Source organism: Aurantibacter aestuarii, assembly GCF_003008425.1.
In the GTDB taxonomy this organism is placed as follows: domain Bacteria; phylum Bacteroidota; class Bacteroidia; order Flavobacteriales; family Flavobacteriaceae; genus Aurantibacter; species Aurantibacter aestuarii.
Map to the genome: position 1 here is coordinate 52,698 of NZ_PXOQ01000007.1, position 19,247 is coordinate 71,944.

Annotated in this window: 19 protein-coding genes; 8 read left to right on the forward strand and 11 right to left on the reverse strand. The window is 34.0% G+C overall.

Annotated elements, in window-relative coordinates; translation table 11 throughout:
- Positions 1–193 precede the first annotated feature (193 nt).
- From dnaE to C7H52_RS01490, 3 genes are all read right to left on the reverse strand, one after another.
- Entirely contained in the window at positions 194–4,579 is a 4,386-nt protein-coding gene (gene dnaE, locus C7H52_RS01480) for a DNA polymerase III subunit alpha (protein ID WP_106462112.1), read from the reverse strand.
- A 147-nt stretch (positions 4,580–4,726) separates the two neighbouring features.
- Positions 4,727–5,173: a DUF2383 domain-containing protein gene (locus C7H52_RS01485; RefSeq protein WP_106462113.1), complete on the reverse strand. Its 447-nt coding sequence runs from the start codon at positions 5,171–5,173 to the stop codon at positions 4,727–4,729.
- 167 nt (positions 5,174–5,340) lie between these two features.
- Positions 5,341–6,066 (reverse strand): DUF6252 family protein, encoded by a 726-nt coding sequence (locus C7H52_RS01490; RefSeq protein WP_106462114.1) that lies wholly within the window; start codon positions 6,064–6,066, stop codon positions 5,341–5,343.
- A gap of 145 nt (positions 6,067–6,211) precedes the next feature.
- Between C7H52_RS01490 and C7H52_RS01495 the strand changes: the two genes are divergently transcribed.
- The 7 genes from C7H52_RS01495 (at position 6,212) to C7H52_RS01525 (ending at position 11,775) form a co-directional block, all read left to right on the forward strand.
- Positions 6,212–6,724: a 30S ribosomal protein S16 gene (locus C7H52_RS01495; RefSeq protein WP_106462115.1), complete on the forward strand. Its 513-nt coding sequence runs from the start codon at positions 6,212–6,214 to the stop codon at positions 6,722–6,724.
- A gap of 71 nt (positions 6,725–6,795) precedes the next feature.
- On the forward strand, positions 6,796–7,329 hold the full coding sequence (gene rimM, locus C7H52_RS01500) for a ribosome maturation factor RimM (RefSeq protein WP_106462116.1): 534 nt from the start codon (positions 6,796–6,798) through the stop codon (positions 7,327–7,329).
- Positions 7,322–8,035 (forward strand): tRNA1(Val) (adenine(37)-N6)-methyltransferase, encoded by a 714-nt coding sequence (locus C7H52_RS01505; protein ID WP_106462117.1) that lies wholly within the window; start codon positions 7,322–7,324, stop codon positions 8,033–8,035. The genes rimM and C7H52_RS01505 overlap by 8 nt, the downstream gene beginning before the upstream one ends.
- A gap of 85 nt (positions 8,036–8,120) precedes the next feature.
- Positions 8,121–9,299, forward strand: a complete 1,179-nt coding sequence (locus C7H52_RS01510) for an acyl-CoA dehydrogenase family protein (protein WP_106462118.1) — start codon at positions 8,121–8,123, stop codon at positions 9,297–9,299.
- 94 nt (positions 9,300–9,393) lie between these two features.
- Positions 9,394–10,179: a DUF3050 domain-containing protein gene (locus tag C7H52_RS01515; protein ID WP_106462119.1), complete on the forward strand. Its 786-nt coding sequence runs from the start codon at positions 9,394–9,396 to the stop codon at positions 10,177–10,179.
- On the forward strand, positions 10,180–10,872 hold the full coding sequence (locus C7H52_RS01520) for an SGNH/GDSL hydrolase family protein (protein ID WP_106462120.1): 693 nt from the start codon (positions 10,180–10,182) through the stop codon (positions 10,870–10,872).
- A 3-nt stretch (positions 10,873–10,875) separates the two neighbouring features.
- Positions 10,876–11,775, forward strand: coding sequence for a metallophosphoesterase (locus C7H52_RS01525; RefSeq protein WP_106462121.1), 900 nt, complete (start codon positions 10,876–10,878; stop codon positions 11,773–11,775).
- 55 nt (positions 11,776–11,830) lie between these two features.
- On the opposite strand, the gene C7H52_RS01530 is transcribed toward C7H52_RS01525, so the two are convergent.
- The 6 genes from C7H52_RS01530 to trmB all read right to left on the reverse strand — a co-directional run bounded on the left by C7H52_RS01530 (position 11,831) and on the right by trmB (position 16,185).
- Positions 11,831–12,898 carry an NAD(P)/FAD-dependent oxidoreductase gene (locus C7H52_RS01530; protein WP_106462122.1) on the reverse strand — a complete coding sequence of 356 codons (1,068 nt, stop codon included), beginning with the start codon at positions 12,896–12,898 and terminating at the stop codon, positions 11,831–11,833.
- A 155-nt stretch (positions 12,899–13,053) separates the two neighbouring features.
- Positions 13,054–13,290, reverse strand: coding sequence for a NifU family protein (locus C7H52_RS01535; protein ID WP_106462123.1), 237 nt, complete (start codon positions 13,288–13,290; stop codon positions 13,054–13,056).
- Positions 13,291–13,293: 3 nt separating this feature from the next.
- Complete coding sequence (locus C7H52_RS01540) at positions 13,294–14,427, reverse strand: Mrp/NBP35 family ATP-binding protein (protein WP_106462124.1); 1,134 nt, start codon at positions 14,425–14,427, stop codon at positions 13,294–13,296.
- A 114-nt stretch (positions 14,428–14,541) separates the two neighbouring features.
- Positions 14,542–14,871: an MGMT family protein gene (locus tag C7H52_RS01545; protein ID WP_106462125.1), complete on the reverse strand. Its 330-nt coding sequence runs from the start codon at positions 14,869–14,871 to the stop codon at positions 14,542–14,544.
- Between the two features lies 1 nt (position 14,872).
- On the reverse strand, positions 14,873–15,508 hold the full coding sequence (locus C7H52_RS01550) for a LysE family transporter (protein ID WP_181256197.1): 636 nt from the start codon (positions 15,506–15,508) through the stop codon (positions 14,873–14,875).
- Positions 15,509–15,510: 2 nt separating this feature from the next.
- Positions 15,511–16,185, reverse strand: a complete 675-nt coding sequence (trmB, locus tag C7H52_RS01555; RefSeq protein ID WP_106462126.1) for a tRNA (guanosine(46)-N7)-methyltransferase TrmB — start codon at positions 16,183–16,185, stop codon at positions 15,511–15,513.
- A 120-nt stretch (positions 16,186–16,305) separates the two neighbouring features.
- On the opposite strand from trmB, the gene C7H52_RS01560 reads away from it, so the two are divergent.
- Positions 16,306–17,364, forward strand: coding sequence for a glycosyltransferase family protein (locus C7H52_RS01560; protein ID WP_106462127.1), 1,059 nt, complete (start codon positions 16,306–16,308; stop codon positions 17,362–17,364).
- Here the strand turns inward: C7H52_RS01560 and C7H52_RS01565 are convergent.
- Both C7H52_RS01565 and C7H52_RS01570 read right to left on the reverse strand, forming a co-directional pair.
- Positions 17,344–18,381, reverse strand: a complete 1,038-nt coding sequence (locus C7H52_RS01565) for a sensor histidine kinase (RefSeq protein WP_106462128.1) — start codon at positions 18,379–18,381, stop codon at positions 17,344–17,346. The two genes, C7H52_RS01560 and C7H52_RS01565, sit on opposite strands and share 21 nt — an antisense overlap.
- A 4-nt stretch (positions 18,382–18,385) precedes the next feature.
- Entirely contained in the window at positions 18,386–19,072 is a 687-nt protein-coding gene (locus C7H52_RS01570) for a response regulator transcription factor (RefSeq protein WP_106462129.1), read from the reverse strand.
- Positions 19,073–19,247 lie beyond the last annotated feature (175 nt).

A 19,247-nucleotide genomic window follows, 5' to 3' on the forward strand; every position in this document is an offset into this window, starting at 1 on the left:
TATTTATAGACAGATTGACGGTTTTTATACCAGTTTTGTCATTACTAAATATAGGTATTTATTTTTTAGAGCACAACCCTACATTTCATTTCGGGTCAGGCTATGCGCACTCGCTTTTTGTGTGTAAACTTTCACTACGTTCAATATGCCACACAAAAGAGCTCAAACAATGCTCCTATCCTTTGTGCAGTCCTTAATTTAATTTATAATTAACCTCTTGCTCGTCCAATTCGTGTAATAATTCTTGTGAAATTGTTACTTTTTGTCGGCGACTAGGCATAACCAGTTTTACTTTTTCCTTCATATCAAAAATTTCAAAAGTCATTGGTTTTTTACCTGGGTGCATGGCTATTAACTCTTTTAATTGCACAATTTTACGCTCTTCTAGTTCTTTAATATCCAATTGTATCGATAATTTACGAGTATAATTCTCCAACACATCGTGTAATAACTGAAAACTATTAAACTGAATTCTAGGTTCTCCTGCTTTACCAGTATCTCGATTTACCCAACCTTCTCTAATAAAAGCCTTCACATAAACAAAGGTGTTAGATAATAGAAATGGACGGTGTTTTAAGTAATCTTCTCCAAAAATTCTAAATTCAAAACTATCGTTATAATCTTCTATGGTAAACATAGCCCAACCTTTACCTTGTTTGCTTACACGATGCTGCACATCGGTTACCACACCTCCAAAGGTGATATCTTTATTAATGTTTGCTTGTAAGTCTTTAAATTGAGATACGGTACCATTACAAAAGGTTTTAATTTCGGTTTTAAAGTCGTCTAGTGGATGCCCAGAAATGTAGATTCCTACCACTTCTTTTTCTCTGGCTAGTTTTTCCATAGTTCCCCAGTTTTCGCATGGTGGCACTGTAGGTTCTTCTATTTGTACATCACTTGCCGCGCCAAATAGACTTACTTGGGCAGAGTTTTCGTTTTCCTGATGTTTTGCTCCATATCTAATGGCTTTTTCAAGAAAAGTTAAATCGCTGCCATCTTTATAAAAATACTGCGCTCTATGGTTGTCAAAACAATCAAAACCTCCAGCTAAAGCTAAACCTTCAAACGCTTTTTTATTGGCCGCTCTTAAATCGATACGTTTCGCCAAATCAAAAATAGATTGATAGTTACCATCTTTTTTACGGTTTTCTACAATAGTCATCACCGCGCCATGTCCTACGCCTTTTATGGCTCCCATACCAAAACGTACGGCATTATCTTTATTTACAGAGAATTTATAAAACGATTCGTTTACATCTGGTCCTAAAACCGGAAGCTTCATACGCTTACATTCTTCCATAAAGAAAGTCACCTGCTTAATATCGTTCATATTATTAGAAAGCACTGCCGCCATATATTCTGCTGGGTAATGGGCTTTTAAATAAGCAGTTTGGTAGGCAATCCATGCATAACAGGTGGAATGCGATTTATTAAAGGCATAACTTGCAAATGCTTCCCAGTCTTTCCAGATTTTCTCAAGCTTTTTGGCATCATGACCTTTTGCACTAGCTTGCTCGATAAATTTGGGCTTCATTTTATCTAGTACCGCAATTTGCTTTTTACCCATTGCTTTACGCAGGACATCGGCTTCACCTTTGGTAAAATCGGCTAATTTTTGAGACAGTAGCATTACTTGCTCTTGGTAAACCGTAATACCGTAAGTTTCTTTTAAATACTCTTCCATTGCTGGTAAATCGTATTCAATCTCTTCTTCTCCGTGTTTACGGGCAATAAAACTTGGAATATACTCCATTGGACCTGGTCGGTACAAGGCATTCATAGCAATTAAATCGTCAAAAACCGTAGGTTTAAGATTTTTCATGTGCTTTTGCATTCCAGGCGATTCATATTGAAAAACCCCTACTGTTTCACCTCGCTGGAAGAGCTCATAAGTTTTCTCATCGTCCAATGGAAACGTTTCAGGATCCAAGACAATTCCATGTTTGGCTTTAACAATCTTAACCGTATCTTTAATTAGGGTCAAGGTTTTTAAGCCCAAGAAATCCATTTTTAATAAGCCTGCATCTTCAACGACAGAGTTATCAAATTGGGTAACATATAAATCAGAATCTTTTGCTAAAGCAACAGGGACAAACTTGGTAATATCGTCTGGTGTAATAATTACTCCACAAGCATGAATACCCGTATTTCTTACAGAACCTTCTAAAATTCTTGCCAAATTTAAAGTCTGAGCCTGTAAATCGGTTCCTTCTGCTATATTTAAAAGCTCATTAACTAACACTAATTCTTCCGACCTGAATTTGGCTGCCAATTGTTTTTCATCTAAACCGAAAATTTTATTCAGCTTAGACATATTTGGGATTAATTTTGCAATTCTATCGGCATCAAATAGAGGTAAATCTAATACACGAGCGGTATCTCTAATACTAGACTTAGCTGCCATAGTACCATAAGTAATAATTTGAGCAACTTGATTACTACCATATTTCTCGATTACATAATCCATAACACGAGATCGACCTTCATCATCAAAATCGATATCAATATCGGGCATACTTACACGATCCGGATTTAAGAAACGCTCAAAAAGTAAATTGTATAATAAGGGGTCTATATTGGTAATCCATAAGCAATACGCAACCACAGAGCCAGCAGCCGATCCACGTCCTGGACCAACCGACACGTCCATTTTACGTGCTTCCCGAATAAAATCTTCTACTATAAGGAAGTACCCTGGATATCCTGTCTTTTCAATAACGCTTAACTCAAAGTCCAGACGCTCAATAACTTCTTCAGACAAGTCTTCGCCATAACGTTTTTTGGCTCCTTCGTAAGTGATATGTCTTAAATACGCATTTTCACCACGCTTACCGCCATCTATGTCATCTTCGGGATGTTTAAATTCTTCACCTATTTCAAAAGCTGGTAATAAAACATCTCTTGCAAGCTCGAAAGCTTCTATTTTGTTGGCTATTTCAACAGTATTGGAAATGGCTTCCGGCAAATCTTTAAACAATGCCTTCATCTCGTCTCCCGACTTGAAGTAGTATTCCTGATTTGGTAATCCGTAGCGGTAACCACGACCTCGACCTATTGGTGTCGCTTGTTTTTCGCCATCTTTAACACATAATAAAATATCGTGTGCATTTGCATCGGTTTGCTCCACATAATAGGTGTTATTAGTAGCAACCAGTTTAACATCATGTTTTTTAGAAAACTCAATTAAAGTGTTATTTACTCTGTTTTCGTCTTCCTGATTGTGACGCATGATTTCGATATACAAATCGTCTCCAAACTGTGCTTTCCACCATAACAAAGCTTCTTCTGCCTGAGCTTCACCTACATTTAACACTTTACTAGGAACCTCTCCATAAAGGTTTCCTGTTAAAACAATTAAGTCATCTTTGTACTGCTCTATTAGTTTTTTATCAATTCTTGGTAAATAGTAAAATCCATCTGTAAATGCGTGTGACGAAAGTTTTGCCAGATTATGATAGCCATTTTTATTTTTTGCCAGTAATACAATCTGATAACCATTATCCTTTACATTTTTGTTGGTATGATCTTCACATACAAAAAATTCACAGCCCAAAATTGGCTTTAGTAATTTCTGTTTGGGTTTTTCGCCATTAGCAATTGCTTCTTCTATTTTAGGTTTAACACTACGGTTATAAGCACCAACATCTCTTACAAAATGAAAAGCACCCATCATATTTCCGTGGTCGGTAATAGCTACTGCTGGCATTTGATTTTTAGTAGCTGCCTTAACCAAATCGGCGACACTTATAGTAGATTGTAAAACTGAAAACTGAGAGTGATTATGAAGGTGTACAAACTCTGTTTCTTCTAATTCCTGTAGATTTTGTTTTAATTCTTCTTTAGAAATACCTGTATCTTCCTGTGCTCTTAAGCGTTTGGCTATACGTTCGCTTTCTTTTTTAAGATTGATGTGTTTTAAACCTATAAATTGAATAGGTTGCGGATTGGCTTCAGAAAATTTCTGAAAATAATCTGGAGAAACATCTAATTGCTCTTTACTATATTGTTTTAAGCGGATTAATTCGAAAAAACAGCGTGTAGTAGCTTCAACATCGGCGGTTGCATTGTGTGCTTCTGCAAAAGGGACATTAAATAAATACTGATGTAATTCTGTTAAGGTTGGTAGTTTAAATTTCCCACCTCGACCACCAGGGATTTGGCATAATTGTGCCGTATGTTCTGTACAGGTATCTAAAACCGGCAACTCTTGTAAATTATTGGCTACATTTTGACGCACAAACTCTGCGCCCATAATATTTAAGTCAAACTTCAGGTTTTGTCCTACTACAAATTTAGTTTTACTTAAAGCAACATTAAATTTCTCTAAAACCTCATTTAATGCCGCACCTTGCTCTTCAGCTAACTCAGTAGAAATCCCATGAATCTTCTCGGCATCGTAAGGAATATTAAAGCCTTCTGGTTTAATTAAATAATCCTGATGCTCTATGCAATTTCCTAATTCATCGTGCAATTGCCAAGCTATCTGTATACATCTTGGCCAATTATCGGTATCGGTAATGGGAGCATCCCAACGTTTTGGAAGTCCTGTGGTTTCGGTATCGAAAATTAAATACATACGAGAAAACGAGTTATAAAAATGAGTTTTTGAGAGTGTATAAAATTACGGATAATTGAGAGTTTATAATAAAGAAATCTAAATTGTTTATAAACAAAAAAATCCAATTTTATAAAAATTGGATTTTAATGAACAGCGTTTAAAAATTTAGACTAACTCGAAGGTCGATTTTTCCATTTTAAGCGACTGTTGTAATTTTTCTTTATTATAAACTAAAACATTTTTAATTTTATTAGGTAATTCTTTTTCAACTAAAATAGCTTCACATTCTTTTAAGCCCATTTCTTCAAATTCTATAAAAGATTTTGCTATTTTTTTATCATTTCTTAGAAGCAATAAAAAGTTTAATTTTAAAGCTCCAGTTGAAACATAACTCATAAAACGATTTCTCGTTTTAGGTACTTGACCGTGTTTAAATATTTCTTTTTTAAGTGTATTAACATACTCTTTTTGACTTAAAAATCGACGCTCAAAAAATTGTTTTAGCAGAATACTATCTGTATTAAGCATTGCTGTTTCATAAGCATTTTGAATATCTATATTCTTTACAAGTAATCGGTTAAGTTTTATAATAATTTTTTCTGAATATTTCATAGTACAAAAAGAAATAAGTTTTGGGTTAACTTATTTACTTGAATAAATATAATATAGAATTACTGTTATAAATTACTGATTAACAGACTTTGTGAAAAGTTTAAATCATTTTAACAAAAAAAAGAGACTCAAAATGAGTCTCTTTAAATATTTATATTGTATTCCAATTACATACAATTCCCTAACGCATCAATTTCTGCTTGAATAGTCCCCATAGGGTCTCCACACTGTGCTTTCTCATTTTCTAGTGCTTGTTTATAAGTTGCACAAACCGTTGGGTAATTAGGATCGGTTGTTGGAGTTGTATTAAATGTCGCTTCAGCATTATCCGACGTCGTCTGAGCTAAAGTACAATCTGCAGCAGAACCTCCATTTGAAGCTAAAATTCCACTAAATAAATTAACTCGATAAAACACACCATATCTTACAGGATCATTATCTCTGTTGGCATCTCCAGAGAATGTTACCCCTTGTAAACCATCTGCAGTAAAAGCACTAAACTGAAATCTTCCAGTAATTGAGTTTGTTTCAGCACTAAGCTCATCTATAATTATGGTTCCACCCACAGGGTAAACCGTTAAACTTTCGTCTGGCTCATTTTCAGTTGAATAAAAAGTTCCATCTATATCTGTAAATGTCGCTCTGTTTTCAGAACCCGATGTAAGTGTGTAAGTTCCTGGGGTATTATTTGTGGTTGTTAAAATTACAACTTCAGCTCCTATTTCAGCTTTAACATTAAAGTTCCCATCCATATCACCATAAGCCACAAAACCCTCGGCACTCCAACGTGCGTTATTTTTGGTAGCCTCAAAAGATGGTGTACTAAATTCTTTGTCTTCTTTACAATTAAATAAGGTTACTAATGCAATTGTAAAAACTAATATTTTTTTCATACTTAATATACTTTAGAGAAATTCAAAAATAGAATAAAAAAAATAAATAAATACTTTTAATTCAAAAAGTTGAATTATAAATAAAAATAGTATATTTGCAAACTTATTAATAACCGAGGTCGAGAACCTCAACAAATTAATTATTATGCCTGTAAAAATTAGATTACAAAGACATGGTAAAAAAGGGAAACCTTTTTACTGGGTAGTCGCTGCCGATTCAAGATCGAAAAGAGACGGTAAATTCTTAGAAAAATTAGGAATTTATAACCCAAACACAAATCCTGCAACTATTGAATTAGATGTTGACTCATCTGTAAAATGGTTACAAAATGGTGCACAGCCAACAGATACTGCGAAAGCATTATTATCTTACAAAGGTGCCTTATTAAAAAATCACCTTGCTGGTGGTGTTCGTAAAGGTGCTTTAACTGAAGAGCAAGCAGAAGCTAAATTTACTGCTTGGTTAGAAGAAAAAGAAAATAAAGTGTCTGCTAAAGTTGAAGGGTTAAGCAAAGCTGACCAAGAAGCTAGAGCTAAAGCGTTAGAGGCTGAAAAAGCTGTTAACGAAGCTCGTATCAAAGCAAATGCTCCTGCTCCAGAAGTTACTGAAGAAGAAGCTCCTGCAGTTGAAGCTGAAGCTAAAAACGAAGAAGAATAGAAAATTATTTTTTTATACTTTTAAACTCCGATATTTTATCGGAGTTTTTTATGCGTTAAAATGTAAGATTTATGAAAAAGGAAGATTGTTTTTATTTAGGTAAAATTGTAAAAAAATACAGTTTTAAAGGTGAAGTATTAGCAAAACTAGACACCGATGAGCCCGAACTTTATGAAAATCTGGACGCTATTTTTGTGTCTTTAAGAGGTAATCTTGTTCCTTTTTTTATTGAAAGTTCTCAGCTACATAAATCTGAATTATTACGCATTAAATTTGAAGATGTCGAAACCGAAGCCGATGCCGACAGTATTTTAAAAAGTGAATTGTATTTACCCTTAGAGTTTTTACCAAAACTGGAGGGCAATAAATTTTATTTCCATGAAATTATAGGGTTTAAAGTTATTGATGAGCATTTTGGAGAAGTTGGCACTATAAAAGGTGTTAACGACTCTACCGCACAAGCCTTATTTGAAATTGATCGTGATGGTGTTGAAATATTAATTCCTATGAATGACGAGTTTATTGACAAAGTTGACAAGCCTAACAAAACCATTTTTGTTAAAACTCCTGAAGGCTTAATAGATTTATACCTGGAAGATGAATAAACCATTTGTTTTTAAGGAATTTACCATAAAACAAGACCAATGCGCCATGAAAATTGGCACCGATAGTGTTTTACTTGGAGCCATAACTTCTCTATCTAAAAAACCCTACTCTATTTTAGATATTGGTGCTGGAACTGGTGTGTTAGCGTTAATGTTAGCACAACGCAGTGATGCTGAAATAATAGATGCTTTGGAAATTGACGCTGATGCTTATGAGCAATGTGTGGATAATTTTGAACAATCACCTTGGGGTGATCGCCTATTTTGTTATCATGCCTCCATTAAAGAATTTGCAGAAGAAATTGAAGACACCTATGATCTTATTGTTTGTAATCCGCCTTTTTACAGCGAAGATTATAAAACCAATGATGCCTCCAGAGATTTAGCCCGTTTTCAAGACGCCATGCCTTTTGAGCATTTAATTCAAGCTGTGACCACTTTATTAAACCAAGACGGGAAATTTTCTGTTATAATTCCATTTAAAGAAAAAGAAGCATTTATTCATTTAGCTGAAAAAGTGAACCTTAATCCTGAAAAAATTACCAAAATACGAGGTCATAAAGCATCAGAATTTAAGCGTGTTGTTATAGAATTTAGTTATAAAAAAACAGCACACACAACCTCAGAACTCACTATAGAGCATGATAGACATGAATATACTAATGAGTACATCTCCTTAACCAAAGACTTTTATTTAAAAATGTAACATTTTAGGTTGTAACACGTAATCGATTTCGTTATTTTTGCATTGCTTTAGTTATTTTACTAAAAGACCACATTAAAAACGACTTATGAAACCAGATTTATTTGAAGCTCCAGATTATCTTAATCTAGACGATTTATTAAACGACGAACATAAATTAGTAAGAGATGCTGCTCGCGAATGGGTTAAACGTGACGTGTCACCTATTATTGAAGAGTACGCTCAAAAAGCAGAATTTCCAAAACAAATTATAAAAGGCCTAGCCGACATTGGTGCTTTCGGACCTTATATTCCTGAAGAGTATGGCGGAGCTGGATTAGACCAGATTTCTTATGGATTAATCATGCAGGAAATTGAGCGAGGAGACTCTGGTGTAAGAAGTACGGCTTCCGTACAATCTTCTTTAGTTATGTACCCTATTTGGAAATATGGTAACGAAGAGCAACGTAAAAAGTATTTACCAAAATTAGCTAATGGGGAATGGTTAGGTTGCTTTGGTTTAACCGAGCCAGACCATGGATCTAATCCTGGTGGCATGACCACAAATTATAAAGATATGGGCGACCATTATCTTTTAAATGGAGCTAAAATGTGGATTTCTAATGCACCTTTTGCTCAAGTTGCTGTGGTGTGGGCTAAAAATGAAGAAGGTAGAATACATGGTCTAATAGTTGAGCGTGGTATGGAAGGGTTTACTACTCCTGAAACACACAACAAATGGTCTTTAAGAGCAAGTGCAACTGGAGAGTTAATTTTCGATAATGTAAAAGTTCCTAAAGAAAATTTATTACCTAACAAATCTGGATTAGGCGCACCTTTAGGTTGTTTAGATTCTGCACGTTATGGTATTGCTTGGGGAGCGATTGGTGCGGCTATGGATTGTTATGATACTGCGCTGCGCTACAGCAAAGAACGTATGCAATTTGGGAAGCCTATTGGACAGTTTCAGTTACAGCAGAAAAAATTAGCTGAAATGATTACCGAAATTACCAAAGCACAGCTTTTAGCTTGGCGCGTTGGTGTATTACGTAATGAAGGCAAAGCAACCTCTGCTCATATATCTATGGCTAAGCGTAATAATGTTGAAATGGCTTTAAAAATAGCTCGAGATTCAAGACAAATGTTAGGTGGAATGGGAATTTCTGGAGAATACAGCATAATGAGACACATGATGAATTTAGAAAGTGTAGTGACTTACGAAGGAACACATGACATTCACTTACTAATTACAGGTTTAGACGTTACAGGTTTAAATGCATTTAGTTAATATTAGATTTGTCAATTACTTTATAACATTGAACTATTATAAATGCTTCTCTTTGTGGGAAGCATTTTTTATTTTTGCTTAAAAGAACTGCATGATGACTATAAAAACTGTAAAAGAAAATTTAGCACCTTTAAGAAAACAATTAGTAAACCATAGTCTTTATGGAACTATAGAAACTACTTACGATTTATCTTTATTTCTAGAACAGCATGTGTTTGCTGTTTGGGACTTTATGTCGCTTTTAAAAGCACTTCAACAAAAATTAACCTGCACAACAACACCATGGATGCCCGTTGGGAACCCAGAAATGCGTTATCTTATAAACGAAATAGTATTAGCTGAAGAAACAGATATTAATCTTAAAGGTGAACGTAAAAGTCATTTTGAAATGTATTTAGATGCCATGCAGGAATGTGAGACGGCAACTACTAAAATTGATACCTTTTTACAGCTTGTAAAAGACTACAAGAACATAAACGTTGCTATAAACAACAGTCCTTTAAACCCTGCGCTAAAAAACTTTTTAAATTTCACCTTTAAAATTGTAGAAGAAGGCGAAGCACATGAGGTAGCTGCTGCATTTACTTTTGGTAGAGAAGAACTTATTCCAAATATGTTTACTGAAATTCTGGAAAAACTACAACATAATTTCCCAGACACCAATTTAGACCAGTTAATCTATTATTTTAAACGTCATATAGAGTTAGATGAAGACGAACATGGACCTATGGCAATGAAAATGATTGAAGATCTTTGTGGTGAAGATCAAAAGAAATGGCATGAAGTCACTCAGGTTTCCCAAGATGCCTTACAAGTAAGACTAGGTTTATGGAATGCTATTGAAGCCAGCATAATTGCCCAACGAACACCTGTTTTATAAATGTATTCTAACTCTCTTTTTCTTGTAATTTTCGCTTTAATACTAAGCTGTAATTCTACCAAACAGAAAGCTGATAAAATCCACAGTGAAAACTTTAAATATTTAGCATTAGGTGATAGTTACACCATAGGAGAAAGTGTTTGCAACAGTTGTAATTTTCCAAATCAATTGTCTACAGAGCTAGAAAATAAAGGCATTAAAAATAGTAATGTAAACATTATAGCTCGAATCGGTTGGACTACTACCCAATTAATAAATGCCATTTCGAACAGCAAGTTAGACCCTAATTATGATATAGTAACTTTACTTATTGGTGTAAATAATGAATATCAAAACCTGGATTTTAATATTTATAAAAAAGAGTTTCCTGTATTACTTAATAAAGCTATTGAGCTGGCTAACAACAATTCTAATAAAGTTATTGTATTATCTATTCCAGACTATGCATATACTCCATTTGGGCAATCAATAAATAACAATTCTAATATCTCTAAAGCAATAGATAATTATAATACTTATGCAGCATCCGTTTGTAAATTAAAAGGTGTTAGTTTTTTAAACATTACGGATATAACACGTTTAGGACTTGAAAATCCAAAATTAGTAGCTAAAGACGGTTTACATCCTTCTAAAGAAGCCTATACTAAATTTGTAAAACGTTTACTTCCGTTAACTCTTAGTAAAATAAATTAAACTATGTTTTCCTCTAAAAAAAGATTGGATCATGCTTTTAAAACTGCAAAAGTATTAGATTTTGATAACGATAGTAAATTTATATTTTTTAGCGACTGCCATAGAGGTGACAATAGTTTTGCAGATGATTTTGCCAATAACAGAAACATTTATTTTCACGCATTAAAACATTATTACAAGGAAGATTTTACTTATATCGAATTAGGTGATGGTGATGAACTTTGGGAGAATCTAACATTTGATTCCATTTTGAATGCACACAAAAATGTGTATTTATTAATGAAGCAATTTTTTGATGAAAACCGTTTGCATTTAATCTGGGGTAATCATGACATGGTTTACAGAGACCCGGAATATGTAAAGAAACATTTGCACACCTATTTTAATGCAAGAACGGGTAAAGACGAACCGTTGTTTATGGGTTTAAAATACGAAGAAGCTATTTTATTAAACCATTGCGATACCAACCAGCAATTATTTTTAACCCATGGACATCAAGCCGACTGGTGGAATTTTTTATTCTGGAAATGGAGTCGTTTTTTAGTGAGGATATTATGGAAACCCTTAAATGTTATGGGAATAGCCGACCCAACCAGTCCTGCTAAAAATTATAAAGAATTAATTAAGGTAGAAAAACGCACTAAAAAATGGATTACCGATAACAATAATCTTATTACCATTGTAGGTCATACACATAGACCCCGATTTCCTGAGCCTGGAGACATTGCTTTTTTTAATGATGGAAGCTGTGTGCATCCCAGAAGTATTACGGGTATTGAAATTGAAAAAGGTGAAATTTCTTTAATAAAATGGCAGATAGATACTAACGATACTGGTGTATTGCAAATTAATCGTTCCGTTTTAGAAGGACCAATACCTTTAATAGATTATAAAACCGCATAAAAAACGCCTGTCATTTTAGGACAAGCGTTTTATAAATACTTTTTTTAAAACTTTATTACTCAATTTTTTTAACCACTGCTTTAGGCGCCTCTTTCCTGGTGCCATCAAATCCATCTACACCAGAAACTGTAGTGTATTTCATGACATAACGCTTTCCTGGATTAATAATTTGGTAAGCCGATTGACACATTAATGTAGCTTCATGAAAACCGCATAAAATAAGTTTTAACTTTCCTGGATAGGTGTTTACGTCTCCAATAGCAAAAACACCAGGGATATTAGTCTGATAATCTAAACTGTTATCTACTTTAATAGCATTTTTTTCTATTTCTAGACCCCAGTTAGCAATAGGACCTAATTTAGGAGACAGACCAAATAATGGAATAAAGTGATCGCATTCCAACTCATACTCCTTATCTAAATGAATATCATCAGACTCTTTAACCACGACACCTGTAACTTTATCGGCACCTAAAAGACCAACAACTTCAGCTGGTGTAATTAAATTTATTTTTCCTGCATTTTTTAATTCCTGAACTTTTTCTACAGAATCTAAATGTCCTCTAAACTCATTACGTCTATGCACTAAAGTAACACTTTTAGCCACATCACTTAAAAAGATACTCCAGTCTAGAGCTGAATCTCCTCCTCCAGCAATAATCACTTTTTTATTGCGATACACTTCTGGGTCTTTAATGATATACTCTACCCCAACATCTTCATACTCATTGATATTATGAATTTGAGGCTTACGAGGTTCAAAACTTCCTAATCCACCTGCAATAGCAACCACAGGTGCATGATGTTTGGTCCCTTTATTTGTAGTTACAATGAAAGTCCCATCCTCTTGCTTATCTATAGTTTCTGCGCGTTCTCCTAAGGTAAATCCAGGTTCAAACTGCTTACATTGCTCCATTAACTTGTGCGTTAAGTCGCCTGCAAGAATTTCCGGATAAGCCGGAATATCATATATTGGTTTTTTAGGGTAAATTTCTGAACATTGTCCGCCTGGTTGTGGCAATGCGTCTATTAAATGACATTTTAATTTTAATAATCCTGCTTCAAAAACAGTAAATAATCCTGTTGGTCCTGCTCCAATTATTAATATATCGGTTTTTATCATAAATTTTGTTGTAGGCAAAACTATGGTGTATGCCTGTATTTATATTAAAAAAAAAATTCCTGCGTTAGCGGTAGTAGTGGTTAGCTTTTGGCGAGCGTACGCTTTGAGCCAAAACTAATAACGGATAACGCGACCTGAAAGGTAACGCCCAAATACTAAGCGACGTTAATGACTTCTTTTATATGTGGTGCGTGCTTTTTTATGGTCATTTCCACACCAGACTTAAGCGTCATTTGGTTAACACTACAGCCTACACATGCGCCTTGCAACTGTACTTTTACAGTAGTATCCTCGATAGATATGAGTAAAATATCGCCTCCATCGCTTTGTAAAAATGGGCGAATTTCCTCGAGCGCATTTTCAACATTTGTTTTTGTTTCTTCTGCTGTCATGTTTTATTTTTTTACGGCTGAACAACCCGCCATAGTTGTAATTTTTATAGCTTCAGTTTCTGGCAAGTTTTCATTTCGGTTAACCACTTCCTGTACAACGTTTTGAGTTAGCTTTTCAAAAGCCGCTTCCAGAGGTGTCCCTGTTTGCATAGCTGCCGGACGACCGTAGTCTCCTGCTTCGCGGATGCTTTGTACTAATGGAATTTCGCCTAAAAGTGGCACTTGTAAATCTTGAGCCAGGTTTTTAGCACCTTGCTTTCCAAAAATATAATATTTATTATCTGGCAGTTCTTCTGGTGTGAAGTAAGCCATATTCTCTATAATTCCTAATACCGGAACATTTATGCTTTCTTGTTGGAACATAGCAACTCCTTTTTTGGCATCTGCCAGAGCCACATTTTGCGGCGTACTTACCACAACTGCACCTGTAATTGGTAAAGACTGCATAATACTTAAATGAATATCTCCTGTTCCTGGTGGTAAATCGATTAATAAGAAATCTAATTCTCCCCAAGCGGCATCAAAAATCATTTGGTTTAATGCTTTTGCTGCCATAGGTCCACGCCAAACAACTGCCTGGTCCGGTTTGGTAAAAAAGCCAATAGATAAAATCTTAACCCCATAATTTTCTACGGGTTTCATTTTAGATTTTCCATCTACTGTAACGGATATTGGTCGCTCCAGCTCTACATCGAACATTATTGGCATAGATGGCCCATAAATATCGGCATCTAAAACACCAACTTTAAAGCCCATTTTAGATAAGCTCACAGCTAAATTGGCGGTTACGGTAGATTTACCTACGCCTCCTTTTCCAGAAGCAACTGCAACAATATTTTGAATTCCAGGAATCGCTTTACCTTTGATCTCGTTTGTTTGTTGTACAGGTGCTTCTACCTTTATATTTACTTTAACTTGCGCATTAGGCTCTACCTCTGACTTGATAACGTTTGTTATTTCAGTTTCGGTTTTTTTTCGGGCTTGCATTGCTGGATTGGTAATGGTAATATCTACAATAACTTCATCTGCAAATGTAACAACGTTTTTAACCGCGCCGCTCTCTACCATGTTTTGCCCTTCGCCTGGAACTGTTATAGTTGCCAATGCCTTTAATATAGCTTCTTTTGTGATTTTCATTTAAAAATGACTTTGCAATTTTAATTTAGATTTATTCTAAGCACAAATATAAGGTTTAAAGCTTGAATTGGAAAGTAGTTGTAATTAAGAAATTTATGGGTTTCTTGATGAAGATTAAAAGTCCTTCATAGGATCCCAAAAAACAGATTCAAAATTTTGAATTTGGTCGTTTTTGACTATTACCCCTTCACTTTCTAAAAGCTGCTGCATTAAATGAGTACCTTGAAAATGATGTTTACCAGTAAGTAGCCCGTTTCTGTTTACCACACGATGTGCAGGTACGTTTTTATCGTGAGCGTTATTCATAGCATAACCTACCAATCTCGCACTTCGCTTAGCTCCTAACACATTAGCTATGGCACCATAACTAGTCACTTTACCATAAGGAATTTGCCTAACGACTTCGTAAACCTTATCGTAAAAATGTAGCGTTTCTGGTTTCATATTAGTAAAAATCTCTAATAATACCTACTAGAGTAATTAAAGCAATTATCCCAGTGACAATACCTATAATGCGGCTCATGTTTTTTTGAGATTTTAAGCGCTGACTCTTAATTTTTTCAAAGAAAAATACATACACATAAAGCATTACAAAAGTCCCCATGACAGAACCTGTAACATAAGTTAACATTCCTACATTATCAAACACTAAAAACCCTACGGAAGCTAAAGAAATACTCATGTAGGCTTGGTAAGGTATAGGAAACATATTTAAGGAAGACAGTAACATGCCGAAGAAAAAACGACTGTTTTTACTTCGTGGTTCGCGCTCCTTTTTAGGTTTTGAAGAGGTTTTTTTTGCTAAAACTAGAAAGTAAATAGTAATTAGAACGAAAATAACAAAAGCAACCCGCTCTAATATGTTGACGATTTCTGGGTGCTTGACAAGGTATCTGGCAAACAACACAGCAATATAGGTTTGTACGCCTACAATTGTGCAAACCCCTAAAGAAAACATAAGTCCTCTAACGTGTCCTTCTTTTAAGCTTATTTTTGCAGCCGTCATATTTAACAGACCTGGCGGAATAACGCCAAGCATAGCGATTAATAAACTTAAAAAAAAAGTAATTGTAATATCCAATACTATTTAATTTTAAACTTGATATAGGTAATGGGCTTATTAATTTCTAAATATTGATTTTCGTAAAAGGTTTGTATACTAGTTACATCTTCCGGAGAACCATCCTGCTTATATACATTATTATTTGCATGAATGATCTCATGTCCTTCACCATGCAATAAACCTAATGTATAACCATGCATAAACTCACTATCGGTTTTTAGGTTAACCGTACCTTCTGGTTGTAATATCTTTTTATAGCGTTTTAAAAATTCGCTATTTGTCATACGATGTTTTGTACGTTTATATTTAATCTGTGGATCTGGAAAAGTAATCCAGATTTCACTAATTTCATTTTCAGCAAACACTAAATCAACCAGCTCTATTTGTGTACGAATGAAAGCCACATTGGTTAGGTTTTCCTCCAAAGCGGTTTTAGCACCACGCCAAAAACGAGCACCTTTAATATCTATTCCTATAAAGTTTTTATTAGGATATTTTTGGGCTAAAGCGACCGAATATTCACCTTTACCACAACCTAACTCCAGAACTATAGGGTTATTGTTTTTAAAAAATTTTTCGTTCCAAGCTCCTTTCATTTCATAAACAGCATCTACCAATGCTTCGCGCTTTGGTTCAAATACGTTTTTAAAGGTCTTATTTTCGTTAAATCGTTTTAATTTATTTTTACTTCCCACTATCGTTCTATTTACGCGTCAAAAGTAAAAATTTTTATTAACACTAAATTAAACATCACATTAAGTTTTACTAAAGTTAATAAAATATATTTATAGCGAATAGCTTTATATTTGTTAAGGATGAAAAAAAGAATTCTAGTAGCACCTCTTAATTGGGGAATTGGTCACGCTTGTCGTTGTATACCTATTATTAAAGCCTTAATAGAAAACAATTTTGATGTGGTATTGGCAAGTGACCATGAAGCGTTAATGCTCCTGCAAAAAGAATTTCCATTTTTAGACTCTGTCGCTTTACCAGGTTACAATGTTAGCTACTCGACTCAAAAAAAAAGCTTTAAAAGTCATTTAATAAAGCAGCTTCCTAAAATTTATCGGGCAATACAAGCAGAGCATAAGGCAACACAACAAATAATTACAGAGTTTAAGATTGATGGTATCCTATCGGATAATCGTCTAGGTGTTTACAGCAAGCATATTCCATCTATTTTTATAACACACCAACTAAATGTTCTAAGTGGTAATACCACATTTCTATCGTCTAAACTCCATGAGTTATTTATAAAAAAATTTAATGAATGCTGGGTTCCTGATTTTGAAACCACTCCTAATTTAAGCGGGAAACTTAGTCATCATTCAACTAAAAAACAACCTATACCTATTAAATTTATAGGTGCTTTAAGCAGATTTTTTATTGAAACTCGTGAGATTAAAACCGATATTTTAGTAGTTCTATCTGGTCCCGAGCCACAACGAAGTCTATTAGCCGATAAACTTATTGAAGAGTTAAAAAAGAGTCCGAAAAAAATAGTATTGGTTAAAGGTATTATTGAACAAGAACAGACCAAAATTATTGATGCAAATCTGACGATTTATAATTTTTTAAATTCTGAAGATTTACAAAAGTTTTTAAATGAATCTGAGCTTATTATTTGCCGTTCGGGATATACCAGTATTATGGATTTGGCTAAACTTAAAAAAAAGGTGTTTTTTATACCTACGCCAGGACAATTTGAACAGGAATATTTAGCTGAACATCTTCAGAACTCTGGAATTGCACCCTATTGTCCTCAAAAGAATTTTAGTTTGGTAAAATTAAATGAGCTTAAAAATTTTAGCGGTTTTACAGATTTAGATTTTACTGAAAAATTAGACTCTAATTTATTCTACAGGTTTAGATAAGGTGAAAGAAAACTCACTACCTACATTATGTTCACTTTCTACATAAATACGCTCATTGTGAGCTTCAATAATATGTTTTACGATAGACAATCCGAGTCCAGAACCACCTTCTTTACGGGAACCACTTTTATCGACTCTATAGAACCTCTCAAAAACACGTTTTAAATTTGTTTTTTCAATACCTTCACCATTATCGGTTACACGAACAATAAATTTATTTTTTAAAAGCTTTTCTATGGTAACTTCGGTCGTTCCTTTTTCTCTTCCATACTTAATCGAATTCACAATAAGATTGGTAAGCGCTTGCTGGATACGCTCTTTATCGGCAAAAACATAAATAGGTTCTTGATATACTTTATCAAAAGTTAAGGTGATTTTTCGCTTTGCTGCTTTCATTTCAAGTAAATCGAAAACATTTTGCACCAAATCTATTATATTAAACACTTCTTTATTTAATACAAGATTTCCTACTTCTAGTTTGGTAAGCATATCTAAATCGTTAACAATATAGATTAATCGTTCTACACCTTTACTGGCACGTTCTAGATATTTCTTTGTAATTTTCTTATCGCTCATTGCACCATCCAAAAGGGTTTCTACATAACCCTGAACCGTAAAAAGAGGTGTTTTTAATTCGTGAGACACATTACCCATAAATTCTTTGCGGTAGCTCTCTCTAATTTTTAAGGATTCAATTTCAAACTTTTTATCTCTGGCATACTTATCTATTTCCTGAGTAAGCGTTGCCATATCTGTAGTTACTTTTTTGTCTGTAAATTCTGCAGACTCCAACAGAGTTAAGTCTTCGTAAATCTTATTTACTCTTTTGTAAATAAAATTTTGAACCCGATGCTGTATAACAAAAAAAGAAAGCCAAAAAATGATAACAAAAAAAGCAAGAACATACCAAGACCAGAGATTTTGGATATATAAAAAGATGCCCAGAACAAAAGTTGTTAAAAGCGCTATAAACAGCGAAGTATAAAATGCAAATTTGTATGTTTTTTTAAACTGCATCACATTATTCTACAAACTTATAACCGACACCTTTCACGGTTTTAAAGCTTTTATCCCCTATCTTCTCTCTTAATTTTCTAATATGCACATCTATAGTTCTGCCACCTACAACGACCTCATTACCCCAAACTTTATCCAAGATATCTTCCCGTTTAAATACTTTTCCTGGTTGAGATGTTAATAGAGCAAGTAATTCAAATTCTTTACGAGGTAAAACAATTTCTTGCTTGTTTAAATATATTTTGTATTCATCTCTGTTAATAACCAAGTTTCCTAGTTTTAAAACTTCAGTATTAGAAACACTGTCAGTACTTAGTCGTCTTAGAAGTGCTTTAACCTTGCTTACTAACACTTTAGGTTTTATTGGTTTCGTGATATAATCGTCTGCTCCTGCTTCAAAACCTGCAACCTGCGAATAATCTTCGCTACGAGCGGTTAGAAATGTAATAATAGAGTTAGATAACTCTGGCTGCTTTCTAATAGCTTCACAAGTTTCTACTCCATCCATTTCTGGCATCATTACATCTAAGATAATTAAGTGTGGCTTATGCTTTTTTGCTTTTTTTAGACCATCTTTGCCATTATCTGCTTTAATTACCTGATAACCTTCTTGCGACAAATTATAACCAACAATCTCTAAAATATCTGGTTCGTCATCTACTAATAAGATTTTTATATCTTTTGTTTCCATATGTACATTTATACATTACAAATATAAAGTTAAATGTTTTATGTTAATAGAATGCGACTTCTAATAACAATTTCATAACATGGATTATTCGGTTGCACTCACTTTATCACTAAAAATAAACACTTAAAAGTGTTTATTCCTCAACCAATGTTATCTTATTGTAAAGATGCGTTAT

Bases quoted from the DNA above. Each gene is read 5' to 3' on its own strand.
- C7H52_RS01510 (WP_106462118.1), top strand. From the start codon at position 8,121: ATGAAACCAGATTTATTTGAAGCTCCAGATTATCTTAATCTAGACGAT.
- C7H52_RS01485 (WP_106462113.1), bottom strand. From the start codon at position 5,173: ATGAAATATTCAGAAAAAATTATTATAAAACTTAACCGATTACTTGTA.
- C7H52_RS01505 (WP_106462117.1), top strand. From the start codon at position 7,322: ATGAATAAACCATTTGTTTTTAAGGAATTTACCATAAAACAAGACCAA.
- C7H52_RS01525 (WP_106462121.1), top strand. From the start codon at position 10,876: ATGTTTTCCTCTAAAAAAAGATTGGATCATGCTTTTAAAACTGCAAAA.
- C7H52_RS01515 (WP_106462119.1), top strand. From the start codon at position 9,394: ATGACTATAAAAACTGTAAAAGAAAATTTAGCACCTTTAAGAAAACAA.
- C7H52_RS01545 (WP_106462125.1), bottom strand. From the start codon at position 14,871: ATGAAACCAGAAACGCTACATTTTTACGATAAGGTTTACGAAGTCGTT.
- C7H52_RS01495 (WP_106462115.1), top strand. From the start codon at position 6,212: ATGCCTGTAAAAATTAGATTACAAAGACATGGTAAAAAAGGGAAACCT.
- C7H52_RS01490 (WP_106462114.1), bottom strand. From the start codon at position 6,066: ATGAAAAAAATATTAGTTTTTACAATTGCATTAGTAACCTTATTTAAT.
- rimM (WP_106462116.1), top strand. From the start codon at position 6,796: ATGAAAAAGGAAGATTGTTTTTATTTAGGTAAAATTGTAAAAAAATAC.
- C7H52_RS01520 (WP_106462120.1), top strand. From the start codon at position 10,180: ATGTATTCTAACTCTCTTTTTCTTGTAATTTTCGCTTTAATACTAAGC.
- C7H52_RS01560 (WP_106462127.1), top strand. From the start codon at position 16,306: ATGAAAAAAAGAATTCTAGTAGCACCTCTTAATTGGGGAATTGGTCAC.
- C7H52_RS01570 (WP_106462129.1), bottom strand. From the start codon at position 19,072: ATGGAAACAAAAGATATAAAAATCTTATTAGTAGATGACGAACCAGAT.
- C7H52_RS01565 (WP_106462128.1), bottom strand. From the start codon at position 18,381: ATGCAGTTTAAAAAAACATACAAATTTGCATTTTATACTTCGCTGTTT.
- C7H52_RS01540 (WP_106462124.1), bottom strand. From the start codon at position 14,427: ATGAAAATCACAAAAGAAGCTATATTAAAGGCATTGGCAACTATAACA.
- C7H52_RS01535 (WP_106462123.1), bottom strand. From the start codon at position 13,290: ATGACAGCAGAAGAAACAAAAACAAATGTTGAAAATGCGCTCGAGGAA.
- C7H52_RS01530 (WP_106462122.1), bottom strand. From the start codon at position 12,898: ATGATAAAAACCGATATATTAATAATTGGAGCAGGACCAACAGGATTA.
- dnaE (WP_106462112.1), bottom strand. From the start codon at position 4,579: ATGTATTTAATTTTCGATACCGAAACCACAGGACTTCCAAAACGTTGG.